Consider the following 19,151-nt stretch of genomic DNA (forward strand, 5'->3'; position numbering starts at 1 on the left):
CTTCGTAACCATTGGTTCAGACGGACTTGCGACGCTCAGCCAATGAAGCCCGCCGTGCCAGAGCCTTCGCCACCCCCCGAGGGGTTCGCGGGAAACGGGGTCGTCCAGCTCCCCCCCGCGCGTTCCGACGCGCCTGTCACGCCCCGGGCGCGGAAGAATGGGGTCATGAGTCAGCAGAACGCCCAGGCGGCCGAGGCCCACCCGTCGCCCACCACCACCCTTGGCGGAGGCCCTGCGGGCCGCGGAAACAATTCAAACTCCCAGCCCTCCGTGGGCTCCATAGCCGCGCACCGACCGCACACCGTGGCCGCCGTGGTCTCCGACCTGGAGCCCGACATCGACGCCGACCTCGACACGTACGAGGAGTCGCAGGTCGACGGGGTCCAGCTGCCCCAGGGGCGCTTCCTCGACCGGGAGCGCAGCTGGCTCGCGTTCAACGAGCGGGTTCTCGAACTGGCCGAGGACCCGAACACGCCCCTGCTGGAACGGGCGAACTTCCTGGCGATCTTCGCGAGCAACCTGGACGAGTTCTTCATGGTCCGGGTGGCGGGCCTGAAGCGCCGGATCGCCACCGGTGTGGCCACCCGCTCCGCCTCCGGGCTGCAGCCCCGCGAGGTGCTGGAGATGATCTGGGCCCGCTCCCGCGAGCTGATGGCCCGGCACTCCGCCTGCTACCACGAGGACGTCGCCCCCGCGCTCGCGGAGGAGGGCGTCCACCTGGTCCGCTGGGCCGAGCTGACCGAGAAGGAGCAGGCGCGGCTCTTCACGCTCTTCCGGCACCAGATCTTCCCGGTCCTGACCCCGCTGGCGGTCGACCCGGCGCACCCGTTCCCGTACATCTCGGGCCTCTCCCTGAACCTGGCCGTGGTCGTCCGCAACCCGGTCAGCGGTCACAAGCACTTCGCCCGCGTGAAGGTGCCGCCGTCGCTGTCCCGCTTCCTGGAGAGCTCCCCGGGCCGCTACGTCCCGATCGAGGACGTCATCGCCGCCCACCTGGAGGAGCTGTTCCCGGGCATGGAGGTCGTGGAGCACCACGCCTTCCGGCTCACGAGGAACGAGGACCTGGAGGTCGAGGAGGACGACGCGGAGAACCTGCTCCAGGCCCTGGAGAAGGAGCTCATGCGGCGCCGCTTCGGGCCGCCGGTGCGCCTGGAGGTCGAGGAGTCCATCGACCGCGAGGTGCTCGACCTGCTGGTGCGCGAGCTGAAGATCTCCGAGGCCGAGGTCTACCCGCTGCCCGGCCCGCTCGACCTCACCGGCCTGTTCCGCATCGCAAGCCTGGACCGGCCGGAGCTGAAGTACCGCAAGTTCATCGCGGGCACCCACCGCGACCTCGCCGAGGTCGAGTCGGCCTCCGCGCCCGACATCTTCGCGGCCCTGCGCGAACGGGACGTGCTGCTGCACCACCCGTACGACAGCTTCTCCACCTCCGTGCAGGCCTTCGTCGAGCAGGCCGCCGAGGACCCGGACGTCCTCGCGATCAAGCAGACCCTGTACCGGACCTCCGGCGACTCCCCGATCGTCAACGCGCTCATCGACGCCGCCGAGGCCGGCAAGCAGGTCCTCGTCCTGGTCGAGATCAAGGCCCGCTTCGACGAGCACGCCAACATCAAGTGGGCCAAGCGCCTGGAAGAGGCCGGCTGCCACGTCGTCTACGGCCTGGTCGGTCTGAAGACCCACTGCAAGCTGTCCCTGGTGGTCCGCCAGGAGGGCGAGACGCTCCGGCGGTACAGCCACGTGGGCACCGGCAACTACCACCCGAAAACGGCGCGCCTGTACGAGGACCTCGGCCTGCTCACCGCCGACCCGCAGGTCGGCGCGGACCTGTCCGACCTGTTCAACCGGCTCTCCGGCTACTCCCGCCGGGAGACCTACCGCCGCCTGCTGGTGGCCCCCAAGTCGCTGCGCGACGGACTGATCGCGCGCATCGAGAAGGAAATCCAGCACCACCGGGCCGGCCGCCCCGCGTTCATCCGCATCAAGGTCAACTCGATGGTGGACGAGGCGATCATCGACGCCCTGTACCGCGCGTCCATGGCGGGCGTGCCGGTCGACATCTGGGTGCGCGGCATCTGCGCGATCCGCCCGGGTGTCGCGGGCCTGTCGGAGACCGTCCGGGTCCGCTCGATCCTCGGCCGCTTCCTGGAGCACTCCCGGGTCTTCGCCTTCGGCAACGGCGGCGAACCCGAGGTGTGGATAGGCAGCGCCGACATGATGCACCGCAACCTCGACCGCCGGATAGAGGCGCTGGTCCGGGTCGTCGACCCGGCTCACCGGGCCGCCCTCAACCGGTTCCTCGAATCCGGCATGTCCGACTCCACCTCCTCCTGGCACCTGGGCCCGGACGGCGAATGGACCCGGCACGCGACCGACGCGGACGGCCAGCCCCTGCGCAACATCCAGGAGATGCTCATAGACGCCCGGAGGCGCCGGCGTGGCACAGCAACACCTTGAACCGACGGACCCGACGGCCCGGGTGACGACCGGGGACGCCCTCGCGGGCTACCTGCGCGCCCAGGCCACGGAGTTCCTCCGCGCGCTGCGCCTGCACCGGGAGACCGGGACGGTGAGCGCGACGGAGGAGTCCGTCGACGCGGCCCGCGCCCTGCGCCGCTCGGCCCGGCGCATCAGCGGCAGCCTGCACACCTTCCGACCACTCCTGGAGGCCGACTGGTCCGAGGAGATCCGCCCCGAACTCGCCTGGCTGTCGGGCACGTTGGGACTTGAGCACGCCTACGAGGCCCGGCTGGAGCGCCTGTTGCTGGCGCTGCACCGCCTCTCCGGCTCGACGAGCCTGCCCAACCAGGCCACTTCGGAGGCGGTGGCCGAGCGCGGCAACCTCACGGTGGGCGCGGCCAAGGCGGGCGCCCTCCTCGACCGCCAGCTCACCCTCGCCCGCACCCGGGCCCACTCCACGGCTCTCCAGGCGCTCGGCTCCGCCCGCTTCCACGCGGTCGCCGACAAGGTCGCTGTGCTGGCCAGCGAGGTCCCGCTGACGCCCGCGGCGCCCTCCACCGACCTGCGCCCGCTGGCGTCGGCGGCCGAGGAGCGGCTCACCGACGCCATCGCCGCACTCCCCCTGGTCACCGCGGGCCACCCCTACAACGCGGAGGCCCTGGTCCACGGCCTGTCCCCGGACCCGGCCCCGCACCCCCAGGACGGCCCCTGGCACCAGGTCCGGCTCCTGCTGCGCCTGCACCGCTACGCCCGCGAGGTGCTGTGCGGCCAGGACGCGCCCGTGGACGTACGGCTGCTCGCGGCCGGCCAGGCCCTGAACCGGCACCGCGACGCCTCGGAAGCCGCGGCCGCGGCCGCCTCGGCGGCCCGCACCCCGCGCATCGCCCCCGCGACGGCCTACGCCCTCGGCGTCCTCCACGCCGACCAGCGGCACGAGGTGGAGGCGGCCAGGTTCGCGTTCCAGCAGGCGTGGCAGAAGCAGCGGGTGGAGGCGGTGTGACCGACACCCCGGTGCTGGCGGCGGGCTGCGTCCTGTGGCGCCGCTCGCCGGTCGGCGGCGACCTGGAGGTCTGTCTCGTCCACCGCCCCAAGTACGACGACTGGTCGCACCCGAAGGGCAAGCTCAAGCGCGGCGAGGACGCGGTCACGGGCGCGTTGCGCGAGGTGGCCGAGGAGACCGGCTACGCGGCCGCCCTCGGCAGCGAACTCTCCACGGCCCACTACTACGCCAACGGCCGCCCCAAAGCGGTCCGTTACTGGGCCGCCGAAGCGGGCGAGGGTCACTTCACCCCGAACCACGAGGTGGACAGGATCCTCTGGCTCCGCCCCCCGGAGGCCCGCCAACGCCTGACCCAGCCACGGGACGCCGAACTGGTGGACGAACTACTGGCGTCGCTGCACAACACCCAGTAGGGCCGCAGCTTTGAAGGGGCGTCGGCTGAGGCGCCCCGTAAGGGGCGCTGGGGGTACCCCCGGCCGAAGGCTGGGGAGGAACTGCGCGACCAGCCCCCACCCACCCGCACCCGGCGCACCGCCTCAGCCACCCCCGGCCATGTGCCCTTCCGCATCAGAACGCGCAAGGCTTCTCGCCCTCCGAGCCGGCCCCCGCCACCCACACGTGCACCGCGCGAAACAGAACCGCCCCTGTTCAACCGTGCCCGCATCGTGTCCCGCCCCCTGCAGGACCCGCCCGGAACCGTCTTCCTGCGCCACACCGACAACGTTACCCACGCCCGGTAAAGCACTGGTATGCGTGACGGCCCCACCCACCCCTCGTTAAGCGGAACGACGCGGGACCCGTGACGGACGCACCGGCTGGGGGTAGGCAGGCAATGGATCGGCGGCAGCACTGGCGCGCTGGGAAGACGGCCGTCACCGTGGGGCTCGTGGTCGGACTCGGCGCCTGCGCCACCGGCTGTGGCGGCGCCACGGCCGAGGGCGCCGGCGGCTCCCCCGGCGACAACCCGGTCACCCTCCTGAGGCACGCGGCGGACACCTTGCGGGCCACCCGCACCTCCAAGGCCACGACCTCGATGGAGATGGCCACCGGCGGCACCCGGGTCACCATCCGCGGCAAGGGCGTCTACGACTACGACCGGCAGCTCGGCAGGCTCACCGTCGTCCTCCCGCAGGACCCCGCCGGCGCCTCCGAGCACCGCCCGATCACCGAACTCCTCGCCCCGGGCGCGCTGTTCATGAAGAACCGGGGCGCCGGGGTGCCCGCCGACAAGTGGGTCCGCGTGGAGACCGCGTCCCTCTCCGACGGCAACCTGGTCACCGGCGGCGCGACCGACCCGTTCGCGGCGGCCGAGCTGCTGCGCGGCACCCGCACCGCGACGTACGTGGAGAAGACCGAGCTCGCCGGGACCGGGGTACGGCACTACCGGGGCACCGCCGACCTCGCGGCCGCCGCCCGTTCGGCGTCCGCCGGCGACAGGGCCGCCCTGGCAGCCGCGGCGAAAGGGTTCGCCACCCCCGAGGTCCCGTTCGACGTGTACCTCGACGACCAGGGCCGGATCCGGAAGCTGCGGCAGCGGTTCAGCTTCGTCAACGACAGCGACAAGGGCACGGTGGCGGTCGCCTCGACGACCCTGCTGTACGGTTTCGGCACTCCGGTGGACGTGAAGCTGCCACGCTCCGAGGACATCTACGCGGGCCGGATCGCCGAAAACCAGCCGACGCACTAGTCAGCGAACGGCTCTGTGCAACCTGTGAACTAGCCCGTCCGTGCCATGCGCGTTGTGTAGACCGCTGCCTACTCTAGAGAATCGGTGACGGCAGAGAAGAGGTGATGCACGTGGCTCCGGTCGGCGGTACGGCAGTTCAGGACCACGTGGCCCTCGCCGAGATCGAGCTGTGCGGAGAGCTGATCATCGCGGCGTCGGCCGCCGAGGACCGGCTCAGTCTGGAGAGTATCGACGAGGTGCTGCGCGTGGCCGAGGAGCGCGAGGCCTACTGATTCAGGCCAGGAGCCGGTCGGGCACGCTCGGGCCCGCTCAGGTCCGCAGCAGGCGGGCGATGGCCTGGGTGGCCTCCTCGACCTTCGCGTCGATCTCCGCCCCGCCCTTGACGGCCGCGTCGGCGACGCAGTGCCGCAGGTGTTCCTCCAGCAACTGGAGCGCGAAGGACTGCAGGGCCTTGGTGGAGGCGGAGACCTGGGTGAGTATGTCGATGCAGTAGGTGTCCTCGTCGACCATGCGCTGCAGGCCCCGGATCTGGCCCTCGATCCGGCGCAGCCGCTTGAGGTGCTCGGCCTTCTGTTTGTGATAACCGTGCGTGGCCGCCTGCGCTCCGCTTCCGGAGGGCGTCGTGGCGCCGGCCTCGGTGGTCGTCATCGCGTCCTCCGCATCGTCGATACATATACCCCTGGTGGGTATATGGTAACGAACTTTGCTGGGTATAGGGCCCTCGGGACGCCCCCGTGCTGATCACCATGCCCGATGGGCGAAACTGGAGGGCGGCCCATTAGCCGTGGCCGGATGATGCGCTTAGCATCAGCCTGACCGAAACCCATGCATACCGAGGACCCCAAGTGCGCTTTCGTCTGACCCCCAGGGAGACGAGCTTCTACGACATGTTCGCCGCGTCCGCGGACAACATCGTCACGGGCTCGAAACTCCTGATGGAACTGCTCGGGGCGGACCTGTCCGCCCGGGCCGAGATCGCAGAGCGTATGCGGGCAGCGGAACACGCGGGTGACGACGCCACGCACGCGATCTTCCACCAGCTGAACTCCTCGTTCATCACGCCCTTCGACCGCGAGGACATCTACAACCTCGCGTCGTCCCTCGACGACATCATGGACTTCATGGAGGAGGCCGTCGACCTGGTCGTCCTCTACAACGTCGAGGAACTGCCCAAGGGCGTCGAGCAGCAGATCGAGGTGCTGGCGCGGGCCGCCGACCTGACGGCCGAGGCGATGCCCCACCTGCGCACGCTGGACAACCTCACCGAGTACTGGATCGAGGTGAACCGCCTGGAGAACCAGGCGGACCAGATCCACCGCAAGCTTCTCGCGCACCTCTTCAACGGCAAGTACGAGGCGATCGAGGTGCTGAAGCTCAAGCAGATCGTGGACGTCCTGGAAGAGGCGGCGGACGCGTTCGAGCACGTGGCGAACACGGTGGAGACCATCGCCGTCAAGGAGTCCTGAGCCGTCGATGGACACCTTCGCGCTCGTCGTGACCATCATGGTCGCGCTCTTCTTCACGTATACGAACGGTTTCCACGACTCGGCGAACGCGATCGCGACCTCGGTCTCCACCCGCGCGCTGACGCCGCGCGCGGCCCTCGCGATGGCGGCCGTGATGAACCTCGCGGGCGCCTTCCTGGGCTCCGGGGTCGCCAAGACGGTCAGCGAGGGCCTGATCGAGACGCCCAAGGGCTCCACGGGCATGGGCATCCTCTTCGCGGCGCTGGTCGGCGCGATCGTCTGGAACCTCGTCACCTGGTACTTCGGCCTGCCCTCGTCCTCCTCCCACGCGCTGTTCGGCGGCCTGGTGGGGGCGGCGCTGGCCGGCGGCACGACCGTCCTCTGGAACGGCGTCGTGGACAAGGTCATCATCCCGATGTTCCTGTCCCCGGTCGTCGGCCTGATCCTCGGCTACCTGGTCATGACGGCCATCATGTGGCTGTTCCGCCGCTCCAACCCGCACAAGGCGAAGCGGGGCTTCCGGATAGCGCAGACCGTATCCGCGGCCGGCATGGCCCTCGGCCACGGCCTCCAGGACGCCCAGAAGACGATGGGCGTCGTCGTCATGGCACTGGTGATTTCCGGCCACGAGACGTACGGCGACCCGATCCCGGCCTGGGTCAAGATCGTCTGCGCCCTCATGCTCTCCCTCGGCACCTACGCCGGCGGCTGGCGCATCATGCGCACCCTCGGCCGCAAGATCATCGAACTCGACCCGCCCCAGGGCTTCGCCGCCGAGGCCACCGGTGCCTCGATCATGTTCACCACGGCGTACCTCTTCAAGGCGCCGATCTCCACCACCCACGTCATCACCTCGGCCATCATGGGCGTCGGCGCGACGAAGCGCGTGAACGCGGTCCGCTGGGGCGTCGCCAAGAACATCGTCCTGGGCTGGTTCATCACCATGCCGGCAGCGGCCCTGGTGGCAGCAGCGGCCTACGGCATCGTGCACCTGGCGTTCCTGTAACCTCTTGGCCCACCCACCCACCCGACTCGGTCCGCAAAAAGGCGAGGTCGAACACCCCGCAAGGGGCACTGGGGGTCCCTCCGGCCGAAGGCTGGGGGAGGAACTGCGCGACCAGCAACAACCCACCCGCAGCCGAACCCGGACAGCACCCCGCAAGCGGCGCTGGGGGTACCCCCGGCCGAAGGCTGGGGGAGGAACTGCGCGACCGGCCACGACGCGCCCGCAGCCGCCGTACGACAGTGCCCTCACCCTCTTCCGCGCCCGCGCCCACCCAGGCCCGCAGCCGCCGTCGCACGGGGCCACCCACCCTCGACCTCGCCCCTCTCGAAGAACCGAGTCGGGTGGGCGGGTGGGCACAGGAAAATGCAGGTGGGCCCGCCCCCGGGAGCCAGGGGCGGGCCCTTTGCGTCCTCGCGGTGGCACCGCCATGCAGCACCGCGAGGGGTCGGTGGATACCTCGGCTCAGCCGAATCGCCCGGAGATGTAGTCCTCGGTGGCCTGGACCGACGGGTTGGAGAAGATCCGCTCCGTGTCGTCGATCTCGATCAGCTTGCCGGGCTGGCCGACCGCGGCCAGGTTGAAGAACGCCGTACGGTCCGAGACCCGCGCCGCCTGCTGCATGTTGTGCGTCACGATGACGATCGTGAAGCGCTCCTTCAGCTCCCCGATCAGGTCCTCGATGGCGAGGGTCGAGATCGGGTCGAGCGCCGAGCAGGGCTCGTCCATGAGCAGCACCTTCGGCTCGACCGCGATCGCGCGGGCGATGCACAGACGCTGCTGCTGACCACCGGAGAGACCGGACCCCGGCTTGTTCAGGCGGTCCTTGACCTCGTTCCAGAGGTTCGCGCCCTTGAGCGACTTCTCGACGATGTCGCCCAGCTCGCTCTTCTTGACGTTGCCGTTCAGCTTCAGTCCCGCGGCCACGTTGTCGAAGATCGACATCGTGGGGAAGGGGTTCGGACGCTGGAACACCATGCCGATCTCGCGGCGCACCGCCACCGGGTCGATGTTGGCGGCGTACAGGTTCTCGTCGTCGAGGAGGACCTTGCCCTCGACGCGCCCGCCGGGGGTGACCTCGTGCATGCGGTTGAGCGTGCGCAGGAACGTCGACTTGCCGCAGCCGGAGGGGCCGATGAACGCCGTGACGGTGCGCGGCTCGATGTTCATCGAGATGTCGTCGATGGCCTTGTGGGAGCCGTAGTAGGCGGTGAGCCCGCTTACGTCGATTCGCTTGGACATTACTTCTTCACTTCCAGGAGTCGGTCGCTGTCGGCCGGTCAGCGACCGGTCTTGGGGGCCTTCCAGCGGGCGATGCCGCGGGCCACCAGGTTCAGGATCATCACGAAGGCGATCAGCGTGAGCGAGGCCGCCCAGGCACGGTCGTACGCCGCGTTGGCACCGGCGCTGTTCGCGTACTGCTGGTAGATGAACAGCGGCAGCGACGACTGCGCACCCTCGAAGGGGTTGTTGTTGATGAACGGGTTGCCGAACACCAGCAGCAGCACCGGCGCGGTCTCACCCGCGATACGGGCGACGGCCAGCATGACACCGGTCGTGATGCCGCCGATGGAGGTCGGCAGGACCACCTTCAGGATGGTGCGCCACTTGGGCACGCCGAGCGCCAGGGACGCCTCGCGCAGCTCGTTCGGGACGAGCTTGAGCATCTCCTCGGTGGAGCGCACGACCACCGGCATCATCAGGATGGCCAGGGCCAGCGATCCGGCGAAGCCGAAGGGCTGCATGTCGAAGATCAGCATGAGGCTGAGGATGAACAGACCCGCGACGATCGACGGGATACCGGTCATCACGTCCACGAAGAAGGTGACGGCCCTGGCGAGGCGACCGCGCCCGTACTCGACGAGGTAGACCGCGGTGAGGATGCCGATCGGGGCGCCGATCAGGGTGGCGAGGCCGACCTGCTCCAGGGAGCCGATGATGGCCGCGTAGGCGCCACCACCGGGCTGGGAGTCGGCGACGACGCCCATGGAGTGGCTGAGGAAGTAGGGGTCCAGGACCTTCACACCGCGCGAGACGGTCACCCAGAGCAGGGAGACCAGCGGGACCACCGCGACGACGAAGGCGACCCAGACCAGGGAGGTGGCCACCCGGTCCTTGGCCTGGCGGCGGCCCTCCACGCGGGCGGCGATGCCGTAGGTGCCGAGGACGTAGAGGAGGCCGGCGATCAGGCCCCACTGGACCTTGCTGTCCAGGCCGGCCACGAGGCCGATGAGCACACCGAGGACGATGGATCCGCCGATGATGGCGTAGGGGGACCACTTCGGGAGGCTGGCACCGCGCAGGGTGCTGGCACGGCTGTCGACTGCTGCGGTGCTCATGCGTTGGCCCCCGAGTACTCCGCGCGGCGCTGGATGATGATGCGGGCCGCGCCGTTGACCAGCAGGGTGATGACGAAGAGGACCAGACCGGAGGCGATGAGCGCGTCACGGCCGTCCGAGGTCGCCTCACCGAACTTGCTGGCGATGTTCTGGGCGAAGGTTCCGCCGCCCGGGTTGAGCAGGCTGGCGTGGATGTCGAAGTCCGGGGAGAGCACGGTGGCGACGGCCATCGTCTCGCCGAGGGCGCGGCCGAGGCCGAGCATCGAGGCGGAGATCACGCCGGAGCGGCCGAAGGGCAGCACCGCCATGCGGATGACCTCCCAGCGGGTGGCGCCGAGGGCCAGGGCGGCCTCTTCGTGCATCTGCGGAACCTGCCGGAAGACCTCACGGCTCACGTTGGTGATGACCGGCAGGATCATGATCGCGAGCAGGATCGAGACGGTCAGGATCGAGCGCGGGGCGCCGCCGTCCCAGGAGAAGATCCCGGTCCAGCCGAAGTAGTCGTTCAGCCAGCCGAACAGACCGGTCATGTGCGGTACCAGGACCAGGCCGCCCCACAGGCCGTACACGATGGACGGCACGGCGGCGAGCAGGTCGATCACGTAGGCGACCGGGCCGGCGAGGCGGCGCGGCGCGTAGTGCGTGATGAACAGCGCGATCGCGACCGCGATCGGGACCGCGATGGCCATGGCGATGATCGAGGAGACGATCGTGCCGAAGGCGAGGACCGCGATGCCGAAGCTCGGCGGGATGAGGTTGGTGTTCCACTCGAAGGTGGTGAGGAAGTTGCTGTGGTCGCGGTTGATCGCGAGGGCGGCCCGGTAGGTGAGGAAGACCGCGATCGCGGCCATGATCACCAGGAGCAGGATGCCGGAACCGCGGGAGAAACCGAGGAAGACTCGGTCACCGACCCGGGTGGCACCGCGCGCGTTGCGCTTCTGCTGGGCCGCGGAGGGCTGTGGGGGCGTCGGGGGAGATGCGTCTGCTGTCTGCGTCGATATGTCCATCGGGTTCTCCGGTCTGCGGAGTCGCCCTGGGAGGCGGCTCGGAGGAGCCGTACGCCCCACACGTAGAGGCGTACGGCTCCGGGCGGCGGTGCACCGGACGGTGCGGCCGGGTTCCGTCCGGAACTCGGCCGCACACGCGGATCTTTAGCTCAGGCCCTCGACGGTGGTCCGGACCTTGGCGATGATCTCGTCGGGAACGGGGGCGTAGTCGATCGTGGAGAGGAGCTTCTGGCCGTCCTCGCTCGCGATGTAGCGCAGGAACGCCTTGGTGGCGGGCAGGGTGTCGGCCTTGTTGCCCTTGTCGCAGGCGATCTCGTAGGTGACCAGGCTGATCGGGTACGCGCCCTCGGCCTTGGTCTTGTAGTCGAGCTGGAGCGACAGGTCGCTGCCGGTGCCGACGACCTTGGCGGCCGCGATGTCGGCGGTGGCGGACTCGGTGGACGGGGCGACCGGCTTGCTGGCGCCCGTGTCGATGGAGGCGGCCTTGATGCCGTCCGAGACGTAGGAGAGCTCGAAGTAGCCGATGGCGCCGGAGGTCTGCTTGACCTGCTGGGCGACACCCGCGGACTGCGGAGCGGACTGGCCGCCCTTGGCCTGCCAGGCCTTGCCGCCGGAGTACTTCCAGTTGCTCGGGGTGGTGGCGATCAGGTACTTGGTGAGGTTGTCCGTCGTACCCGACTCGTCCGAGCGGTGGAACGCCTGGATCTTCAGGTTCGGGAGCTTGGCGGACGGGTTCAGCTTCTTGATCGCCGCGTCGTTCCAGTTGGTGATCTTGCTGTCGAAGATCTTGGCGAGGGTCGGCGCGTCCAGAACCAGGTTGTCGACACCCGGGACGTTGTAGCCGATCGCGATCGCGCCGCCGACCATCGGGAGGTCGATGCCCTGGCCGCCGGAGCAGACCTTCTTGGAGGCGGTGACCTCTTCGGGCTTCAGCGCGGAGTCGGAGCCGGCGAAGGCGATCTGGCCCTGCGTGAAGGCGGTCACACCGGCACCGGAGCCGGAGCCCTTGTAGTTGATCTGCACGCCACAGGCCTGCGAGAAGTTCTTCACCCAGGCGTCGATCGCGTTCTTCTGCGCGGAGGAGCCGTCGGCGAGCAGCTGGCCCTTGGCGTTGTCGCACTTGATGGAGCTGGCGTTGGCGGAGGCCGAAGACGTGCTCGAACCGCTGCCGCCACCGTTGTCGTCGGAGCCGCACGCCGTAAGGGCCAGGGCGCCGGAGACGGCGACAGCACCGAGAGACAGGGCGCGCAGCCGGTTCTTGCGCTGAAGCTTCACTTTCGGGAGTTCCTTCCAGAGGCGCCACCTTCGGCGGCGTGCGAAGTAGGTGGTGAGTGAGGGCCTCCTGACTGGGCATTCACGACCGCTCACCGCACCCGGTACGGCCGAAATTAGGCAGAACAGGTGAAGCCGCCGATGGCCATAGGTGAACGGAGGGTGAACCCCTGCCGTCGACCCGGTTAGGTCACGGAACGCTTACGGTGAGGGCACATGCCGGTTCCAACGGGCGGGTTACGCGAACATTTCTTCGCCGTTCGCCATCGCAGTCGTTACGACGTCACGGCGTTCGTTACACCGCACGGGAACCCCTGTGCGACGGACGCCGTCTCGTCCCACGAAAGCCGACGCGAAAGGCACGGGCATGGAACGGCGTACCTTCATATCTGGCGGGGCGGCCGCCCTCGCGGCGACCGCACTGACGGGGTGCAGCTCCGGAGGCGCCACCACGACCCACACGACCGGGGCGCCACTCGCGACCACATCGTCTCGTACGGGGCTGAAGACCACCAGCGCAGCGGCCGCGGCCAACTGGACCGCCCTCGCCCACGCTCTGGACGGTACCCTGGTCCGCCCCGGCGAGGCCTCCTGGACGACAGCCCATCAGCTCTACAACACCCGGTTCGACGGCCTGAAGCCGGCGGCGGTCGCGTACGTCGCCCACGCCGACGACATCCGCACCACGCTGTCGTACGCCCAGGCCCATTCACTGAAGGTCTCGATCCGCAACGGCGGCCACTCCTACGCGGGCTACTCCTCCGGCGACGGCCGCCTGATCCTCGACGTGTCGAAACTGAACCGCATCCGCGTCAGCGGCGGTACGGCGGTCGTCGGCGCCGGCTCCAAGCTGATCGACGTCTACCGGGGCCTGGCGGCCAAGGGCGTGACCATACCCGCGGGCTCCTGCCCCACCGTCGGTGTCTCCGGCCTGGTCCTCGGCGGCGGACACGGGGTCGCGTCCCGCGCGTACGGCCTGACCTGTGACAGCCTCACCCAGGCGACGCTGATCACGGCGGACGGCACGCAGGTCGTGGCCAACGCGACGACGAACAAGGACCTCTTCTGGGCGCTGCGCGGCGCCGGCAACGGCAACTTCGGCGTCGTCACGGAGCTGCAGTTCAGGACCCACCCGACCCCGCAGGGGGTGACGGCGTACCTGACCTGGCCGTGGTCGAAGGCGGCGCAGGTGTTCAAGGCCTGGCAGGAGTGGGGCCCGTCCCAGCCGGACGAGATCTGGTCCTCCCTCCACCTGGAGAACTCGGGCAGCGGCCCCCGCGTCTCGGTCGCCTGCTTCTCGATGGGCACGTACGGCGAACTCCAGAACGCGGTGGACGCCCTCGCCCACAAGGCCGGCGCCAACGCCTCCTCCGTCTCGCTGCGCCGCCACGCCTACGAGGAGGTGATGGAGATCTACGCCGGCTGCTCCTCCTTCGCCACCGAGCCCCAGTGCCACCTGCCCGGCTCCACGCCCGGCCGCTCCCCGCAGGGCAGGCTCGGCCGCGAGACGTACACCGCCCGCTCCGACTTCTTCGACCGCTCGCTCTCCGCGGCCGGCATCCAGACGGCCCTGCGGCAGATCGCCGCCGTCCGCGGCGGCGCGGGCAGCATCGCGTTCACGGCGCTGGGCGGAGCGGTGAACAGGGTCTCGCCGACGGCGACGGCGTTCGTGCACCGCCGGTCGCGGATGCTGGCGCAGTACATCGTGTCGTGGGGGGCCGGGTCCTCCGGCAGCACGGGTCAGTCCTGGCTGAACGGGGCGCACACCGCGATGAAGCCGTACGCCTCCGGCGCGGCCTACCAGAACTACACGGACCCGACGCTCACGGACTGGAAGAAGGCGTACTACGGCGACGCCGTGCCGAAGCTGGGCAAGGTGAAGAAGCAGTACGACCCGAATCGGTTCTTCTCTTCTCCGCAGGGGTTGTAAGAAGGGGTGGCTCGGCGGATCGTGCATCCGCGGCCGCGCGGGGGCTGAATCGCGCAGTTCCTCCCCCAGCACCCCTTACGGGGCGCCGCAGTCGCGCCGGCTACATAGGCTGCGGGCACGCCGTCGCAGCCACTCGGCTGCAGGCACGCCGTCACAGCCACTCAGCTGCGGGCAGGCGTGCCGCAGGGCGGCACGGGTGGGCGCAGCGGCACCCTGCCAGCGCCGGTAAGCGTCCCCACCCCCGGCCCCAGCCCCCGCCTACGCCGCCAGGTCCCGCTCCTCCGACTCCACCGTCGTACGTGCCCCCGGCACCACACCGACCGCCGCCGACCGCTGCCGCACGAGCCACCCCACCCGCGCAGACCCCGCCACCGCCTTCATCACCGGCGTCAGCAGAGCCGTGGCCAGCGGGGAGAGAAGGAGGACGACCGCCGTACCCAGCGCGAAGCCGCCGACCACGTCCGTCGGGTAGTGCACCCCCATGTACACCCGGCAGAACCCCTCCAGCAGCGCCAGCCCTATCCCCGCCGCCCCGAACCTCCGGTTGGCGACGAACAGACCGACCCCCAGCGCCATGGTGATCGTCGCGTGGTCGCTCACGAAGGAGTAGTCGGTCTTGCCGGAGACGAGGACGTCGATCCCCTGGTGGGTGAGGAACGGCCGGGGCCGCTCGACGAAGCCGCGGATGGGAACGTTCACGAGGACGGCGATCGCGGCGGCGAGCGGTGCCCACACCAGCGCGGCCATGGTGGACGGCACGTCCTCATCGTCACGGCGCCGCACGGACCACCAGCACCACACCACCAGCAGCACCATCGCGACCAGCAGCCCGTACTCCCCGACGAACTCCATGGCCCGGTCGAACCAGTGCGGCGCGTCCTTGGCCAGGCCGTTGATGTCGTAGAGCAGGTCGACGTCAGGGTTCGACCCGGATTCGGCGATTACAGCCATCGCGCTGCGGCCCCTTCGTCGTCGTTCCGGGACGCACCTGGTGTGCGTCGCTCGCTGCCACCCCCGTGGTCGGCTACGTCAACAGGAACGCACGGCCCACACCACTACGTTCCAGGTTCCACCGAATGATCACGCAGACGTTATCGAAGAGAGATACAAACCCCCAGCTCAGGGGGTGGGTTATACGCTCCGTTCACACCGTGGTGGGGAGTGCTTTCGCGCCATCCTCGGTGACGCGGGTGGCCCCGAAGTAGTCGGCCGAGTCGATGGGGTCGAAACGGATCACGGCCCCGGTGTACGGCGCGTCGATCATGTATCCGCCGCCGACGTAGATCCCCACGTGGTGGATGGCGCGGGAGTTCGAGAGGTCGGTGGAGAAGAAGACCAGGTCCCCGGGGAGCAGTTCGTTGCGGGCGGGATGCGGTCCCGCGTTGTACTGGTCGTTGGCGACCCGCGGCAGCGTGATCCCGACACTGGCGTACGCCGCCTTGGTCAGCCCGGAGCAGTCGAAGCGGCCGTTGTCCGCCGCGGTGCCGTTGCCGCCCCAGAGGTAGGGGGTGCCGAGCTTGTTCTGGGCGTAGTTGATGGCCCCGGCGGCCTGCTTGGTCGGGGAGAGCCGGCTGACCGGCGCGGCGAAGCTCTCCTCCAGGGTGGTGATGGTCTTGACGTAGTTCTGGGTCTCCTTGTACGGCGGCACACCCTGGTACTTGATGACCGCGTACGCCCCGGCGTTGTAGGCGGCCAGCATGTTGTCGGAGATGTTGCCGGGCACGTCCTTGACGTACGAGGCGAGCTCGCAGTCGTAGGAGGCGGCCGACGGAATGGCGTCGTTCGGGTCCCAGACGTCGCGGACCCCGTCCCCGTTCCCGTCGATGCCGTGGGTGGCCCAGGTCCCCGGGATGAACTGGGCTATCCCCTGCGCGGCCGCCGCGCTCTGCGCCTTCGGGTTGAACCCGCTCTCCTGGTAGAGCTGTGCGGCGAGCAGGGCGGGGTTGATGGCGGAGCAGAGGTTGCCCCACTTCTGCACGAGGGTGGAGTACGCGGCCGGTACGGCTCCCTTGGCCAGGGTCTTGCCGGCGCCGCCGACCCCGTTGAGAAGGTTCCCGGCGACGACGTACACGCCGACGACGAGCAGCATGACGAAGCTCACCCCGAGCGCCGTCACCGCGCCACCGACCACCCATACTTTCCGCACGCCCCAACCCTCCCCCATGTCAGGGCTGTTCAACGCCATTTCGGCCGAGAGTGGCGCTATTTCACAGGAGGACGGCGCACATGACGCCCCCTCATGCGGCCGTCTCAGCCGACCGTGGCGTCCTTGTACAGCTCGGCGGCCTCCCGGCCGAGCACCACGCTGTACGAGACGTCGGGGGTCGACCCGCCCTGCTCGTGCCCGCCGAGGACCCCGACCACCTCGTGATCCCCGTTCACCCAGGGACTCCCGCTCGTCCCGCCCGTGAACTCGGGGCAGTCGATGCGCTGTTGGGTGGCGCCGCGGGCGACGGGCTTGTTGGTGCAGCTGACGGGCACCTCACGGGAGTCGGGGTACCCGGTGACGGTGACCGCGGTGGCGCCGGTGGCCACCCCGGCGGCGAACCGGTTGCTCCCGGTCACGTCCTCGACCCGCTTCCCGCCCCTCTCGTCCACGGCGGCGAAGGCGACGTCGCTGTCCTCGCTCTGCCCGTGGGCCCAGCCGTCGGGCAGGTACCGCTTCCCGACCTTCCATACCCCGTACGGCGCCTGCCCGTCCCGGTACCCGGGCACGAACACCAGCCCGGTGGCGTCGCCCTCCCCGTCGATGCAGTGCGCGGCGGTGACGATGAGGTCCCGCTGCGGGCTGTGCACGACGGAGGCGGTGCAGAAGTGGTTGCCGGACAGACTCCCGGCCTTGTCGGCGCCGAACAGCGCCCCGACTCTGGCGCTCTCCGTGGTGGACCCGACCACCGCGGTCACCCCGAAGGGCCCGGCCGCCTCGTCGGCGGCCGCGACGGAGGCCGAGGTGGCGGCCAGCACGACGACGGCGCAGAGCGCGACGCGTCGCGAGGTGGCAGAGATGCGTGAGGTGCGCTTCATCAGCGCCCACTGTCTCCCACAAAGGTGAGAAACGGTTCCCGACTTCACTGAGATTTTTCTGGGAACCGCTCTTCCGGCCGGTTTCACCCCGCCGGGCGGCCTCAGAACGTCGTGGTCATCCCGCCGTCCACCGCGATCGTCTGCCCCGTGATGAACGACGCCGCGTCGCTCGCCAGGAAGACGACGATGCCCGCGATCTCGGCCGGGCGGCCCCAGCGCCCGAGTGCGGTGCGGGTCCGCAGCCATCTGCCCCACTCCGGGTCCTCGGCCAGCTCCGCGTTGACGTCCGTGGCGAAGGTGCCCGGTGCCACCGAGTTGACCGTGGTGCCGCTGGGGCCCAGGTCGGCCGCGAGGGCCCGGGTCAGGCCGTCGAGGCCCGCCTTCGCCGTGGCGTAGGCGACGTCGCCGATGCGGCCGAGCTGGCCGACGACGGAGGAGACGTTGATGATGCGGCCGGGGGTGCCCCGTTCGGCCAGGCCCCGGGCGACCGTCTGGCTCAGCGCGTACGCCGACGTCAGGTGGACGTCGAGCAGCGTGGACAGCTCGTCCGGCGCCATCTCCTCGACGCCCCGGCGGTCCCGGTGGCCCACGTTGTTGACAAGGATGTCGATCGCTCCGAGGGCGGTCACCGCCTCCTCGGCCGCCTCGCGGTCGGTGACGTCGAAGGCGGCGCCGGTCACGTCCAGGCCGTCGTCCTCGCGCAGGCCCGCCGCCACCTCCTCCAGCGTCACGGCGTCCCGGCCGTTGAGGACCACCCGCGCACCGGCGCCGGCCAGTCCCCGCGCCATCTCCAGGCCCAGCCCCCGCACGGAGCCGGTCACCAGGGCCGTACGCCCGCCGAGCGTGAAGTCCACGGCGCCGCCGCTCATCCGGCCACCTCCCGGAGAACCGTCTTGTCCGTCGTATCGGCTCACCGTATCCGGGTGCGCCGACGGGCCCGCCGGGCGTCCGGAAACTGGGCGGTCACGACGTTCACACGACCACGGCGTTCACGCGGCCGCCGCCCCGAGCGCCCAGGTCACCCCCGTCATCTCCGCCGACAGCGTCCACAGCCTGCGGGCCGCCGCCGGGTCACTCGCCGCCGCGCTGCGTCCGACGAGGGTCGGCGCTCCCCGCATCTCACCGAGGCCGTCCGGGCCGACATAGCTCGCGCCCGGCAGGTCCTGGGTCGCCGCGTACAGCGTGGGGAGGGTGCCCGCGCGGTCGTCCTGGGCGAGGAGGCGGTTGCCGAGCCGCATGCCCAGACGGGCCAGCGGGTTGGCGGTGTGGCTCTGCAGGTTGGTGGCCGCGTAGCCGGGGTGGGCGGCGAGGGCGCGGACGCGGGAGCCGGCCTCCGTCAGCCGGCGCTGGAGTTCCAGCACGAACAACAGGTTCGCCAGCTTGGACTGGGCGTAGGCGCGGGTCGGGTTGTAGGCGCCCTCGAGGTTCACGTTCTCGAAGTGGATCACTCCGTCGCCGCCCCGGTGCAGGCCCGAGGAGACGGTGACCACACGGTCCGTGAGGTAGGGCAGCAGCAGGTTGGTCAGTGCGAAGTGGCCCAGGTGGTTCGTGCCGAACTGCATCTCGAAGCCGTCCTTGGTGCGCTGCTCCGGGAGCATCATCACGCCCGCGTTGTTGACCAGGAGGTCCAGCGGCCGGTCCCAGCCCGCGGCGAACTCCCGTACCGAGGACAGGTCGGCCAGGTCCAGGCGGCGGACCTCGGTGCTGCCGTTCACCCGCGCCGCGGCCGCCCGCCCGCGCTCCGGGTCCCGTACCGCCAGCACCACATGCGCACCCGCCCGGGCCAGCGCGTCCGCGGCCGTGAAGCCGAGGCCGCTGTTGGCGCCGGTGACCACGGCCGTACGACCGGAGAGACCGGGGAGGTCGGAAGCGTTCCATTTGTCATTCTTCTCAGCCATGCCCGCCAATGTAGGCGCCGACAACAATGCTGTCAACGACAACAAAGATGGCGTCGACTACATCGGGA

The 19,151-nt window shown here is 70.0% G+C and carries 18 protein-coding genes; 8 read left to right on the plus strand and 10 right to left on the minus strand.

The genetic code is table 11. From position 1 onward, the window contains the following. The first annotated feature begins 165 nt into the window (after window positions 1-165). The 5 genes from ACFY6U_RS27400 to ACFY6U_RS27420 all read left to right on the plus strand — a co-directional run bounded on the left by ACFY6U_RS27400 (window position 166) and on the right by ACFY6U_RS27420 (window position 5,416). A complete protein-coding gene (locus ACFY6U_RS27400) occupies window positions 166-2,454 on the plus strand; it encodes an RNA degradosome polyphosphate kinase (protein ID WP_390042373.1) in 2,289 nt (762 codons plus the stop codon). Continuing rightward, on the plus strand, window positions 2,435-3,457 hold the full coding sequence (locus ACFY6U_RS27405; protein ID WP_390042374.1) for a CHAD domain-containing protein: 1,023 nt from the start codon (window positions 2,435-2,437) through the stop codon (window positions 3,455-3,457). The genes ACFY6U_RS27400 and ACFY6U_RS27405 overlap by 20 nt, the downstream gene beginning before the upstream one ends. Continuing rightward, a complete protein-coding gene (locus ACFY6U_RS27410; protein WP_390042376.1) occupies window positions 3,454-3,870 on the plus strand; it encodes an NUDIX hydrolase in 417 nt (138 codons plus the stop codon). Before ACFY6U_RS27405 ends, ACFY6U_RS27410 begins: the two co-directional genes overlap by 4 nt. A 419-nt stretch (window positions 3,871-4,289) precedes the next feature. After that, window positions 4,290-5,144 carry a hypothetical protein gene (locus tag ACFY6U_RS27415; RefSeq protein ID WP_390042378.1) on the plus strand — a complete coding sequence of 285 codons (855 nt, stop codon included), beginning with the start codon at window positions 4,290-4,292 and terminating at the stop codon, window positions 5,142-5,144. A gap of 104 nt (window positions 5,145-5,248) precedes the next feature. Continuing rightward, window positions 5,249-5,416 (plus strand): hypothetical protein, encoded by a 168-nt coding sequence (locus ACFY6U_RS27420; protein WP_294008537.1) that lies wholly within the window; start codon window positions 5,249-5,251, stop codon window positions 5,414-5,416. A gap of 37 nt (window positions 5,417-5,453) precedes the next feature. Here ACFY6U_RS27420 and ACFY6U_RS27425 read toward each other — a convergent pair whose 3' ends face one another. Next, entirely contained in the window at window positions 5,454-5,792 is a 339-nt protein-coding gene (locus tag ACFY6U_RS27425; RefSeq protein WP_390042380.1) for a metal-sensitive transcriptional regulator, read from the minus strand. A 197-nt stretch (window positions 5,793-5,989) separates the two neighbouring features. Between ACFY6U_RS27425 and ACFY6U_RS27430 the strand changes: the two genes are divergently transcribed. Together ACFY6U_RS27430 and ACFY6U_RS27435 are read left to right on the plus strand one after the other, a co-directional pair. Beyond that, the gene (locus ACFY6U_RS27430) at window positions 5,990-6,610 is read left to right on the plus strand and encodes a DUF47 domain-containing protein (RefSeq protein WP_390042382.1); all 621 of its coding nucleotides are present in this window, start codon (window positions 5,990-5,992) and stop codon (window positions 6,608-6,610) included. A gap of 7 nt (window positions 6,611-6,617) precedes the next feature. Then, window positions 6,618-7,616, plus strand: coding sequence for an anion permease (locus ACFY6U_RS27435; protein ID WP_390042384.1), 999 nt, complete (start codon window positions 6,618-6,620; stop codon window positions 7,614-7,616). A 462-nt stretch (window positions 7,617-8,078) separates the two neighbouring features. Here the strand turns inward: ACFY6U_RS27435 and pstB are convergent, their stop codons facing one another. The 4 genes from pstB to pstS all read right to left on the minus strand — a co-directional run bounded on the left by pstB (window position 8,079) and on the right by pstS (window position 12,234). Then, window positions 8,079-8,855, minus strand: a complete 777-nt coding sequence (gene pstB / locus ACFY6U_RS27440; RefSeq protein WP_390042385.1) for a phosphate ABC transporter ATP-binding protein PstB — start codon at window positions 8,853-8,855, stop codon at window positions 8,079-8,081. Window positions 8,856-8,893: 38 nt separating this feature from the next. Then, window positions 8,894-9,952: a phosphate ABC transporter permease PstA gene (gene pstA, locus ACFY6U_RS27445; RefSeq protein WP_390042387.1), complete on the minus strand. Its 1,059-nt coding sequence runs from the start codon at window positions 9,950-9,952 to the stop codon at window positions 8,894-8,896. Next, a complete protein-coding gene (pstC, locus tag ACFY6U_RS27450) occupies window positions 9,949-10,959 on the minus strand; it encodes a phosphate ABC transporter permease subunit PstC (RefSeq protein WP_390042389.1) in 1,011 nt (336 codons plus the stop codon). Before pstC ends, pstA begins: the two co-directional genes overlap by 4 nt. Window positions 10,960-11,103: 144 nt before the next feature. Then, on the minus strand, window positions 11,104-12,234 hold the full coding sequence (gene pstS, locus ACFY6U_RS27455; RefSeq protein WP_390042391.1) for a phosphate ABC transporter substrate-binding protein PstS: 1,131 nt from the start codon (window positions 12,232-12,234) through the stop codon (window positions 11,104-11,106). A gap of 364 nt (window positions 12,235-12,598) precedes the next feature. Here pstS and ACFY6U_RS27460 point away from each other — a divergent pair, with 364 nt between their 5' ends. Next, window positions 12,599-14,161 (plus strand): FAD-binding oxidoreductase, encoded by a 1,563-nt coding sequence (locus tag ACFY6U_RS27460; RefSeq protein WP_390042393.1) that lies wholly within the window; start codon window positions 12,599-12,601, stop codon window positions 14,159-14,161. A 258-nt stretch (window positions 14,162-14,419) separates the two neighbouring features. Here the strand turns inward: ACFY6U_RS27460 and ACFY6U_RS27465 are convergent, their stop codons facing one another. The 5 genes from ACFY6U_RS27465 to ACFY6U_RS27485 all read right to left on the minus strand — a co-directional run bounded on the left by ACFY6U_RS27465 (window position 14,420) and on the right by ACFY6U_RS27485 (window position 19,083). Then, window positions 14,420-15,112, minus strand: a complete 693-nt coding sequence (locus ACFY6U_RS27465; protein WP_390042395.1) for a phosphatase PAP2 family protein — start codon at window positions 15,110-15,112, stop codon at window positions 14,420-14,422. A 193-nt stretch (window positions 15,113-15,305) separates the two neighbouring features. Next, complete coding sequence (locus ACFY6U_RS27470; RefSeq protein WP_390042397.1) at window positions 15,306-16,325, minus strand: NlpC/P60 family protein; 1,020 nt, start codon at window positions 16,323-16,325, stop codon at window positions 15,306-15,308. Window positions 16,326-16,411: 86 nt separating this feature from the next. After that, window positions 16,412-17,185 (minus strand): trypsin-like serine peptidase, encoded by a 774-nt coding sequence (locus ACFY6U_RS27475; RefSeq protein ID WP_390042399.1) that lies wholly within the window; start codon window positions 17,183-17,185, stop codon window positions 16,412-16,414. Window positions 17,186-17,286: 101 nt separating this feature from the next. Continuing rightward, a complete protein-coding gene (locus tag ACFY6U_RS27480; protein WP_390042401.1) occupies window positions 17,287-18,054 on the minus strand; it encodes an SDR family oxidoreductase in 768 nt (255 codons plus the stop codon). A 120-nt stretch (window positions 18,055-18,174) separates the two neighbouring features. Continuing rightward, window positions 18,175-19,083 carry an oxidoreductase gene (locus tag ACFY6U_RS27485; RefSeq protein ID WP_390042403.1) on the minus strand — a complete coding sequence of 303 codons (909 nt, stop codon included), beginning with the start codon at window positions 19,081-19,083 and terminating at the stop codon, window positions 18,175-18,177. Window positions 19,084-19,151: the final 68 nt, after the last annotated feature.

The sequence above is a fragment of the Streptomyces sp. NPDC013157 genome (assembly GCF_042899865.1).
In the GTDB taxonomy this organism is placed as follows: domain Bacteria; phylum Actinomycetota; class Actinomycetes; order Streptomycetales; family Streptomycetaceae; genus Streptomyces.